The organism is Pseudonocardia lacus, from assembly GCF_018531445.1.
GTDB classification, from domain to species: Bacteria; Actinomycetota; Actinomycetes; order Mycobacteriales; family Pseudonocardiaceae; genus Pseudonocardia; species Pseudonocardia lacus.
This window is the reverse complement of the sequence record NZ_JAHDTH010000073.1, coordinates 24,805-33,796: the sequence shown is the minus strand read 5'-3', so window position 1 is coordinate 33,796 and position 8,992 is coordinate 24,805. Positions and strand designations below refer to the sequence as shown.

14 protein-coding genes are annotated in these 8,992 nt (G+C 75.0%); 7 read left to right on the top strand and 7 right to left on the bottom strand.

From position 1 onward, the window contains the following. Window positions 1-193: SEC-C metal-binding domain-containing protein (locus KIK08_RS17320; RefSeq protein WP_214404199.1), on the top strand; the 193-nt coding region annotated here is incomplete at its 5' end. 218 nt (window positions 194-411) lie between these two features. Here KIK08_RS17320 and KIK08_RS17315 read toward each other — a convergent pair. Continuing rightward, window positions 412-888, bottom strand: coding sequence for an Rv3235 family protein (locus tag KIK08_RS17315; protein ID WP_214404198.1), 477 nt, complete (start codon window positions 886-888; stop codon window positions 412-414). A gap of 86 nt (window positions 889-974) precedes the next feature. On the opposite strand from KIK08_RS17315, the gene KIK08_RS17310 reads away from it, so the two are divergent. The 3 genes from KIK08_RS17310 (at window position 975) to KIK08_RS17300 (ending at window position 2,583) form a co-directional block, all read left to right on the top strand. Next, window positions 975-1,424 carry a MarR family winged helix-turn-helix transcriptional regulator gene (locus tag KIK08_RS17310; RefSeq protein ID WP_214404197.1) on the top strand — a complete coding sequence of 150 codons (450 nt, stop codon included), beginning with the start codon at window positions 975-977 and terminating at the stop codon, window positions 1,422-1,424. A gap of 31 nt (window positions 1,425-1,455) precedes the next feature. After that, complete coding sequence (locus KIK08_RS17305) at window positions 1,456-1,833, top strand: HAD-IA family hydrolase (RefSeq protein WP_308257689.1); 378 nt, start codon at window positions 1,456-1,458, stop codon at window positions 1,831-1,833. Between the two features lie 63 nt (window positions 1,834-1,896). Next, window positions 1,897-2,583: a crotonase/enoyl-CoA hydratase family protein gene (locus KIK08_RS17300; RefSeq protein ID WP_214404196.1), complete on the top strand. Its 687-nt coding sequence runs from the start codon at window positions 1,897-1,899 to the stop codon at window positions 2,581-2,583. Between the two features lie 77 nt (window positions 2,584-2,660). Here KIK08_RS17300 and KIK08_RS17295 read toward each other — a convergent pair whose 3' ends face one another. From KIK08_RS17295 to KIK08_RS17280, 4 genes are all read right to left on the bottom strand, one after another. After that, window positions 2,661-2,879, bottom strand: coding sequence for an antitoxin (locus tag KIK08_RS17295; protein ID WP_214404195.1), 219 nt, complete (start codon window positions 2,877-2,879; stop codon window positions 2,661-2,663). A 97-nt stretch (window positions 2,880-2,976) separates the two neighbouring features. Beyond that, window positions 2,977-3,183, bottom strand: coding sequence for an antitoxin (locus KIK08_RS17290; protein ID WP_214404194.1), 207 nt, complete (start codon window positions 3,181-3,183; stop codon window positions 2,977-2,979). Window positions 3,184-3,224: 41 nt separating this feature from the next. Then, window positions 3,225-4,445, bottom strand: coding sequence for an alpha-hydroxy acid oxidase (locus KIK08_RS17285; protein WP_214404193.1), 1,221 nt, complete (start codon window positions 4,443-4,445; stop codon window positions 3,225-3,227). Window positions 4,446-4,484: 39 nt separating this feature from the next. Continuing rightward, a complete protein-coding gene (locus tag KIK08_RS17280) occupies window positions 4,485-5,234 on the bottom strand; it encodes a TrmH family RNA methyltransferase (RefSeq protein WP_214404192.1) in 750 nt (249 codons plus the stop codon). A gap of 67 nt (window positions 5,235-5,301) precedes the next feature. On the opposite strand from KIK08_RS17280, the gene KIK08_RS17275 reads away from it, so the two are divergent. Genes KIK08_RS17275 through KIK08_RS17265 form a run of 3 tightly spaced genes read left to right on the top strand, consistent with a single transcriptional unit; the run spans window position 5,302 to window position 7,482 of the window. Then, entirely contained in the window at window positions 5,302-6,711 is a 1,410-nt protein-coding gene (locus KIK08_RS17275) for a WS/DGAT/MGAT family O-acyltransferase (RefSeq protein ID WP_214404191.1), read from the top strand. Window positions 6,712-6,733: 22 nt separating this feature from the next. Further along, complete coding sequence (locus KIK08_RS17270) at window positions 6,734-7,246, top strand: DUF6912 family protein (RefSeq protein ID WP_214404190.1); 513 nt, start codon at window positions 6,734-6,736, stop codon at window positions 7,244-7,246. A 5-nt stretch (window positions 7,247-7,251) separates the two neighbouring features. Further along, window positions 7,252-7,482 (top strand): hypothetical protein, encoded by a 231-nt coding sequence (locus KIK08_RS17265; RefSeq protein WP_250557209.1) that lies wholly within the window; start codon window positions 7,252-7,254, stop codon window positions 7,480-7,482. A gap of 3 nt (window positions 7,483-7,485) precedes the next feature. Here the strand turns inward: KIK08_RS17265 and KIK08_RS17260 are convergent, their stop codons facing one another. Together KIK08_RS17260 and rsgA are read right to left on the bottom strand one after the other, a co-directional pair. Then, complete coding sequence (locus KIK08_RS17260; protein ID WP_214404189.1) at window positions 7,486-7,926, bottom strand: DUF1707 SHOCT-like domain-containing protein; 441 nt, start codon at window positions 7,924-7,926, stop codon at window positions 7,486-7,488. Continuing rightward, on the bottom strand, window positions 7,923-8,987 hold the full coding sequence (gene rsgA, locus KIK08_RS17255; RefSeq protein ID WP_214404188.1) for a ribosome small subunit-dependent GTPase A: 1,065 nt from the start codon (window positions 8,985-8,987) through the stop codon (window positions 7,923-7,925). The genes KIK08_RS17260 and rsgA overlap by 4 nt, the downstream gene beginning before the upstream one ends. Between the last annotated feature and the right edge of the window lie 5 nt (window positions 8,988-8,992).

The following is an 8,992-nucleotide window of genomic DNA, read 5'->3' as shown; positions in this document are numbered from 1 at the left end:
CTACAGCGGCCCGACGGAGAGCGGCCAGGCGGCCACCCGCGGCGGCGGTGCCGGCCGCGCCGCGCAGCAGGCCGGCGCGGAGGGCGGCGGGCGCAAGGCGACGAGCGAGCCGTCGCGCAACCGGCCCTGCCCGTGCGGGTCGGGCCGCAAGTACAAGCAGTGCCACGGCTCACCCACCGCCGCCCGTCCATAAGCACGACGAGTTGTGGATCACCGGGCGGGCGGGGGTGTTCGTGTTCCTCGCATCGCTGGGGTGGTCGTCGCAGCCCGCCGGCGCGTTGCAAGGACCCGGCCAGGTCTGTGACATGCCCGTCTGGTCTGCGAGGTGCGGCCCTCGTCGATCGAGGGTCGCCCGCTGCGTAGGAGCCGCGCCGGAGGCGGCCCGCCACAGGTGCCCGCCGAACAACCCCGTCAGCCGAGCCGGACGGCGGTCCACCGCCACCCACGCCCACCCCGTTCGAACCGGGCCGCGAGCGCGCGGACCCGGCCCTCGACCGTGCACACCGCGGCCACCTCGGCCACGTCCGGAGCCGGGAGGCACACCCGCATGCGGCCGAGGCGGGTGGGCGTGCCGCGGCGGAGCGCCTGGCGGGCGGCCCGCCAGTAGCGCAGGACGTCCGGGGTGGCGATCGGGTCGAGGTGGGCCGGGGGGCGCCGGCCGTCGAGGACCTCGACGGCGACCCGCAGCACCGGGACGAGCTCGCGGTGGGCGGCGACGGACTGGGCCGTCGTGATGATGTCCTCGGCGGGCACCGCGGGCAGGGGCGGCGGCAGGGGCGGGGAGGAGAGCGCTTCGCCGGGCTCGGGCTCGTAGCGGGCCGGGCGGAGGTGCACCGCGGCGGGCGCGACCGGTGGGGTGAGCAGCGGCGGGTCCTGCAGCACGGTCATGCGGAGACGGTGCGCCGCGAGGGGGCGCCGCGGCGGGAGTTCCCGTTCGTACGTGGGCATACGGTACGGCGACGTACGGTGTCGCCGTGGCCGATGTGGACGATCCGACCGGGCTCGGGTGGGAGGTGCTGCTGCCGCGCGTCGGCGACGCGGTCGCCCGTTGCCACCGGGCGCTGCTGGCCGAGCACGGCCTGAGCCCGACCGCGCTCGTCCTGCTCACCGAGCTCGACCGCCGCGGCGGGCTCTCGCACCGGGAGCTGGCCGCGCGCCTCGGGCGCACCCCGGCCACGCTCACCCCGGTCGTCGACGCGCTCGAACGCGCCGGCGACGTCGGACGCGCGCGGGACGCCCGGGATCGGCGGGTCGTGCGGCTCTCGCTCACCGACGAGGGGCGCGAGCGGCTGCGCCGGGCCACGGCGGCGGTGGCGGCGCGGCTGCCGTCGCGGTTGCCGGCACCGCGGCCCGAGCACGTCGGACCCGTGCGCGACTACCTCGTCTCGGTGCTCGTCGCGCTGCGCGACCCGGTGGACCCTTGATCGTCGACGGCGCCCGGGTAGCGTCGGGTCGGTGCGGCGTGCGCTGGTGATGGACTACGCGGGGGTCCTCGACAGGGGCCCCGACCTGCTCGACCTCGTCCGCAGAGCGCGCGCGGCCGGGGTGCCGACGGCGCTGGTCACCGACGCCCCCGCTGTCCCCGACGACTGCGCCGAGCTGTTCGACGTGCTCGTGCTCGGCTCGGCGATCGGGGTGCGCAAGCCCGATCCGGAGGTCTACCGGCGGGTCGCGCGGATGCTCGGGCGGGCGCCGGGGGAGTGCGTCGTCGTCGACGACAGCCCGCGCAACATCCGCGGGGCCCGCACCGCGGGCGCCGTCGCCGTGCACCACCAGCGCGACTCCAGCACCGTCACCGACGTCGAGATCCTGCTCGACCTGCCGGCGGCGTGAGCACCGTTACCCGGCGGCGGCCGGACCTTGATCCGCCACCACCGGTCGATTACAACGTTACCCATGGGTAACGTGCGGTACCAGCTCGGCGACGACGGCGTCGCCACCATCGCCATGGACGACGGCAAGGTCAACGCGCTGTCCCCGGGCATGCTCGGCGAGGTCGGTGCCGCGCTCGACGAGGCGGAGGCGGCGGGCGCCGGTGCAGTGCTGCTCACCGGCCGGGAGGGCATCTTCTCCGGCGGGTTCGACCTGCGGATCATCCGCGGCGGCGACGCGCCGGCCGCGATGGGGATGGTCCGGGCCGGCTTCGAGCTGGCCGAGCGCGTGCTGTCGTTCCCGCGGCCGGTGGTGGTCGCCTCGCCGGGGCACGCCGTCGCGATGGGGGTGTTCCTGCTGCTGTCCGCCGACGTGCGGCTCGGGGCCGCGGTGCCGTCGCGCTACTCGGCCAACGAGGTGGCCATCGGCCTCACCGTCCCGAACACCGGGCTGGCGCTGCTGCGCTACCGGCTCACGCCGTCGGAGGCCGACCGCGCCGCCGTACTGGCCCATCCCTACGGCCCGGAGGAGGCCAGGGCCGCCGGGTTCCTGCACGAGGTCGTCGAGCCGGGGGCGCTGCTGGCGACCGCCCGCGAGCGGGCCGCCGCCGCGGTGAGCGACCTGGACGCCGAGGGGCACCGGGTGACCAAGCTGCGCGCCCGCGAGCGCGTGCTCGGCGAGCTGCGCGCCGGCATCGCCGAGATCGGCTGACCGTCGAGAACGACGTTGTCGTGATCAACAGGCCGGAATGATCACGACAACGTCGTTCTCGACGGGAAGTGCGGGGCTCAGGCGGGCGGCGCGGCGGGGGGAGCGGCGGGGGGAGCGGCGGGGCGGGTGGTGTCGCCCTTGCCGGTGAACTCCTGGGCCTTGTCGACGGCCTGGTCGATCTGCGCGTCGTGGCCGGTCACCTTCGACTTGGCGAACTCGCCCACCTTGTCCAGCGCCTGGTCGACCTGCTCGTCGTGCTGGTCGATGAAGCCCTTTGCCTTGTTGATGAAGTCCATGCGCACACCCTGGCACCCCCGCCGCCGGACACGCCAGGGCGCCCCTCGCCCGTTCGGCTGATGCCGGCGGGCGAAGGGCGCAGCGGATGTGGTCTGCTCAGGCGGGCGGAGGCGGGGGCTGCTCGTCCTGGCGGGTGGTGTCGCGCCCGCCAGTGAACTCCTGCGCACGGTCGACGCCCTGGTCGATGTGCTCCTCGTGGCCGGCGAACCGGCCCTTGGCGGCCTCGCCGCCCTTGTCGAGGGCCTGGTCCACCTTGTCGTCGTGCTGGTCGAGGAACTGCTTGGCCTGGTTGAAGTCCACCATGGCCCGGGGGTCCCCGTGGACCGCGGACCCCACGCGTCAGTTCACCCGTTCGGACGCAGACGCACGTGCGAAGGGCGCAGCTCGTCGACGCTGTTGACCCCGAGGAGCTGCATGGTGCGCACGATCTCGCCGGCCAGGATCTGCACCGACTTGGCCACCCCGGTGCGGCCCCCGGCCATGAGCCCGTAGAGGTAGGCGCGGCCGATGAGCGCGGCGCGGGCGCCCAGCGCGACCGCCGCCACGATGTCGGCGCCGTGGGTGATGCCGGTGTCGACCAGCACCTCGGCCCGGTCGCCGACCTCCTCGACCACCGGCTGCACCAGCTCCAGCGGGATCGGCGCGCGGTCGAGCTGGCGGCCGCCGTGGTTGGACAGCAGCACCGCGTCGGCGCCCGCGTCGACGACCCGGCGCGCGTCCTCGACGCTCTGGATGCCCTTGACCACCAGCTTCCCGTTCCACACCGAACGCAGCCACTCGACGTCGGCCATGGTCAGCGCGGGGTCGAAGACCCGGTTGATCAGGTCGGCGACGGTGCCGTCGGTGGACTCCAGGCTGGCGAACTTCAGCGGCTCGGTGGTCAGGAAGTCGAACCACCAGTTGGGGTGCAGCGCGCCGTCCAGGAACGTCTTCAGCGTCAGCTGCGGCGGGATGGTCAGGCCGTTGCGCACGTCGCGCAGCCGGGCCCCGCCGACGGGCGTGTCGACGGTCAGCATCAGCGTGTCGTAGCCGGCCGCCGCGGCCCGCTCGACGAGGTCCTTGCCCGGGGCGCGGTCGCGCCACAGGTAGAGCTGGAACCACTTGCGGGTGCCCGGGGCGGCCTCCGCGACGTCCTCGATGGTCGTGGTGCCCATCGTCGAGAGCGTGTACGGGATGCCGACCTCGCCGGCCACCGACGCCACCGCCGCCTCGCCCTCGGTGTGCATCATCCGCGTGAAGCCGGTCGGCGCGAAGGCGAACGGCAGCGTGGAGCGCCGGCCGAGGATGTCGCGGCCGGTGTCGACGTCCGAGACGTCGCGCAGCACCGTCGGGGAGAACTCCACCCGGGCGAACGCGGCGCGGGCCCGGTTGAGCGAGAGCTCGCCGTCGGCGGCGCCGTCGGTGTAGTCGAAGACGGCCCGCGGGGTGCGCCGGCGCGCGATGCGGCGCAGGTCGGCGATGCTGCCCGCGTGCCGCAGCCGCCGCTCGGCGCCATCGCGGATGAACGGTGCCGGTCGCAGCAGCGGCGCCAGCTCTGACGGACGGGGTACCCGACGCTTCACCACCCGTTCACCCTAGGCCGCTCTCGCGCCGGAAGGGCACTGTCAGCGGCGGCGGTAGAGCTCGAAGGCGGCGACGGCGGCGGCGCTGGCGACGTTGAGGGACTCGACGCCGCCGAGCATGGGGATGGCGAGGGTGCCGTCGAGCTCGTCGCGGACGGCGGGGGACAGGCCGTCGGTCTCGTTGCCCAGGACGAGGGCCACCCGGTCGGGGAGGTCGGCGTCGAGCAGCGAGTCCCCGCCGGCGGCCAGGCCGTACACGCCGAACCCGGCGTCGCGCAGCTCCGCGCAGCCCTCCTCGGCCGTCGACGCGCGCAGCACCGGCGCCTTGAACGCCACCCCGGCCGAGGCCTTGACGACCAGCGGGTCGATGGAGGGGACCCCGCGGCGGGGCAGGAGCACGCCGTCGAGCCCGGCGGCGGTGGCGCTGCGCAGGATCATCCCGACGTTGGCCGGGTTTGTGACGCGGTCGAGCACCAGCACCGAGGCGGGGCCGACGAGGTCGTCGATGAAGTCGCGGACCGGCGCCATCCGCGGGGCGACGACGTCGGCGAGCACGCCCTGGTCGTGGCGGCCGTTGCCGGCCAGCACCTTCACCCGGTGGGCGCTGGCGCGCTGCACGGGGACGCCGCGGTCGCGCGCGGCGGCCAGGATGGCCCGCACGGGCTCGCCGCGCAGCCCTTCGGCGAGGATCACCTTGTCGACGGTCAGGTCGATGTCGTCGAGGGCCTCGAGGACCGGCTTGCGCCCGTACACCGTGATGAAGGTGTCCTTCGGGGAGCGCTCGCCGGGCATCGGGCAACTATAGGAGCGGCGGCGCCAGCACCGGCGCCGGTGCCCCGACCGCTCCTAGGATCGGGGCATGCCACCGCGGCTCTCCGCCCTCGACGCCTCGTTCCTGTACCTGGAGTCCCCGACCACACCCATGCACGTCGGCGCGGTGTCGATCTTCCGGCGGCCGCGGGCCGGCTTCGACTACGACCGGCTCGTCGAGCTGGTCGACCAGCGCATCCCGCTCGTGCCGCGGTACCGGCAGAAGGTCCGGTACGTGCCGGGCAACCTGGCCCGTCCGGTGTGGATCGACGACCCCGACTTCGACGTCGCCTACCACGTGCGGCGCTCGGCGCTGCCCAAGCCGGGCTCGGACGAGCAGCTCACCGAGCTGGTCGCGCGGCTGATGTCGCGCCCGCTCGACCACACCCGCCCGCTGTGGGAGATGTACCTGGTCGAGGGGCTGGCCCGGGGCCGGACCGCGGTGGTCACCAAGACCCACCAGGCGATGGTCGACGGCATCAGCGCGATCGACATCGGCCAGGTCATCCTGGACGTCTCGGCGCAGCCGCGCGCGGTGCCCGACGAGCTGTGGATGCCGCGCCCGGAGCCGAGCGCGGCGCAGCTGCTGCTGGAGGCGTTCACCGAGGCCGTCGCCCGGCCCGCCGAGGTCGTCGACAACGCCCGCGTCGCGGCGGGCGACGCGATGGCCACGGTCAACAAGGTCGCCGGGGCGTTCGGCCAGCTGTTCACGATGGCCCGCACCGCGTCGCGGCCCGCCCCGGGCACCCCGCTCAACGTCGACATCTCCACGCAGCGCCGGTTCGCGATCGCGCGCACCGAGCTGGAGAGCTACCGCAAGATCCGCACCGCGCACGGCTGCAGCGTCAACGACGTCGTGCTCAGCGTGGTGTCCGGCGCCCTGCGCAACTGGCTGCTCTCGCGGGGGGAGCCGGTGGGGCCGTCGTCGAGGCTGCGGGCGATGGTGCCGCTGTCGGTGCGCGGCGAGGCCGACGTGCCCAGCTCGGCCACGTCCGGCACGCTGGGCAACCGGGTCTCGTCGTTCATCGTCGACCTGCCGGTCGGCGAGCCGAGCCCGGTGGTGCGGCTGCACCACGTCACGCACGCGATGCGCGAGCACACGTCCGGCGGGCAGTCGGTCGGGGCCGACACCCTGGTCCGGATCGGCGGCTTCGCACCGCCTACCCTGCACGCGTTGGGGGCCAGGGCGGCGAGCGGGATCTCCAAGCGGATCTTCAACGTGGTGGTGACGAACGTCCCGGGCCCGCAGTTCCCGCTGTACGCGGCGGGGGCGCGGATGCTGGAGATGTTCCCGGTGGTCCCGCTGGCCAAGGGGCAGGCGCTGGCCATCGGGCTGACGTCCTACGACGGCGGGGTGTTCTACGGCTTCAACGGCGACCGCGACGCCATGTCCGACGTGGACGTGCTGGCCGGCATGGTCGACGAGGCGCTCGACGAGCTGCTCGCCACCGTCGGGTGATCGAGCGGGTGAGGGGAACCTGATGCGGGTGTACGTTCCGGCGACCTGGCCGATGCTGCGCACGATGGTCAAGAACGGGGTGCTGGAGCCGATCGGGGGCACCGCCTTCGCGCTGACGCCGAAGCTGCGCGAGTCCTACACCAGCGGCGACGACGAGGAGTTGGAGTACGCCGCGATGAACGAGGCGGCGCGGGCGTCGCTGCGGCTGCTGTCGGTGGAGTTCGGGCTGGGCGAGGACGAGACCACCCCGGCGCGCCGGGTCGTCGTCGCGGCCGACCTGGAGGACGTCACCGTCCGCCCCGATCTCGACGACGGCGCCGTGCGGATCTCCGGCGGGGTGCCGATGGAGAAGATCGCCTCGGTGCACGTCGACACGGAGGACGCGGTCTACGCGGTGCGGCAGGCCTCGGCCGCGGTGGACGCGGCCGACATGGGCGACCTGGACGCGGAGTTCCTGGTCGGCGAGGCCGAGGACCACGAGCTGGCCTGGTACGACCCGTCCGAGGTGGCGTTCCTGGTCGATATGGCACCCTGACGGCTGTGGCGGACGCACCGGCAGTGGTCCTGGTCGTGGCGCTGTTCGCGGTGTTCCTGGTGGGGTTGCCGCTGGTCGCCGCGCGCGCCCGCCGCCGCGGCACCGGCGGCGGCGACCTGTTCCAGCCGTTCGAGGACCTGTGGCACCCGGCAGCCCGCCGCGCGCTCGTCGAGGTGCACGCCCAGGACGAGCAGACCGACGCCCCGCTGCCCGGGGACCCGCCGTTCAGGGTGTGAGCCTCACCCCCGCCCGCGCCGGTCGCGCCCGCCCCAGAACAGCGCGCCGGCCGCGGGGATCAGCAGGAAGAACACCCACTGCCGGGTGAGCAGGAACAGCGCCACCGCGACGAACGGGGCCACCGCGACGATCCGCGGGCCCCACTCGTCGACGAAGCCGCGCGGCCGCGCGACCTCCCCACCGGGCGGAACCGCGGGCAGGGCGGCGGTCGGCGGCAACGGCTCCTGATCGGGCAGCTGCGGGTGCGGCGCGGGCAGGTCGGTGAACAGCGCGCGCAGCTCGTCGGCGGTGGTCGCGACGGCCGCGGCCGCCGAGCGCTCGCCGTACTCCTCGGCACCCAGCCTGCCCTGCTCGAGGTGTTCGTCGAGCGCCTTCATCGCCGATGCGCGCTCGGCGTTGCCGATCCGCAGCGGCGGTCGTCCCCCGGAGGCCCCCTCGGTCATGGGAGGAGGGTGCCACCGTCGCGGGTGTCACCACCATCGGGCGGGGCCTGCTCGCCCGGCGACCGACGCAGCGTGACGAGGATCCGGCGCAGCGCGGCCAACCGGGCGGGCCGCAGCTGCCCCTTCCCGACGAGCTCGTCGAGCGCGCACTCGGGGTCGGCGGGCGGGCCGAGGTGGCCGCACCCGCGCGGGCAGTCCTCGATGGCCGCGGCCAGGTCGTCGAACGCGGCCGGCACGTCGTCGGGGGTGACGTGGGCCAGCCCGAAGGACCGCACGCCCGGCGTGTCGACCACCCAGCCGCCGCCGCGCTCGGCCGGCAGCGGCAGCGCCAGCGCGGCGACGGTCGTGTGCCGGCCCTTGCCGACCCCCGACACCACGCCGACGGCCCGCGCCGCGTCCGGCAGGATCGCGTTGACCAGCGTCGACTTGCCCACCCCCGAGTGCCCGACGAGCGCGGACACCCGCCCGGCCAGCAGCGCGGCCAGCTCCGTCGGCGGCTGGTCGTGGCGGGTGACGAGCACCGGCAGGTCGAGGTCGCGGTACGGGGCGGCGAACACCTCGGGGTCGGCCAGGTCGGCCTTGGTCAGGCAGAGCACCGGCGACAGCCCGCCGGCGTAGGCCGCGACCAGGCAGCGGTCGACGAAGCCGGTGCGCGGCTCCGGGTCGGCCACCGCGGTGACGATCACCAGCAGCTCGGCGTTGGCCACGACGAGCCGTTCGTACGGGTCGTCGTCGTCGGCGGTGCGGCGCAGGCTCGTCGCGCGTTCCTCGACGCGCACGATCCGCGCGATGGTGTCGACCGCGCCGGACAGGTCGCCGACCAGCCCGACCCGGTCGCCGACCACGATCGGCGTGCGCCCCAGCTCCCTGGCCCGCATCGCGGTCACCGGGGGGCGGGTGCTGTCGGCGTCGGGGGCGCAGGTCCAGCGGCCGCGGTCGACAGTGGTGACCATGGCGGGCTCGGCGTCGGCGTGCTCGGGGCGGCGCTTGGTGCGCGGGCGCGAGCCGCGCCGCCCGGGCCGCACCCGGACGTCGGACTCGTCGTACTCGCGCCGGCTCACCGCGT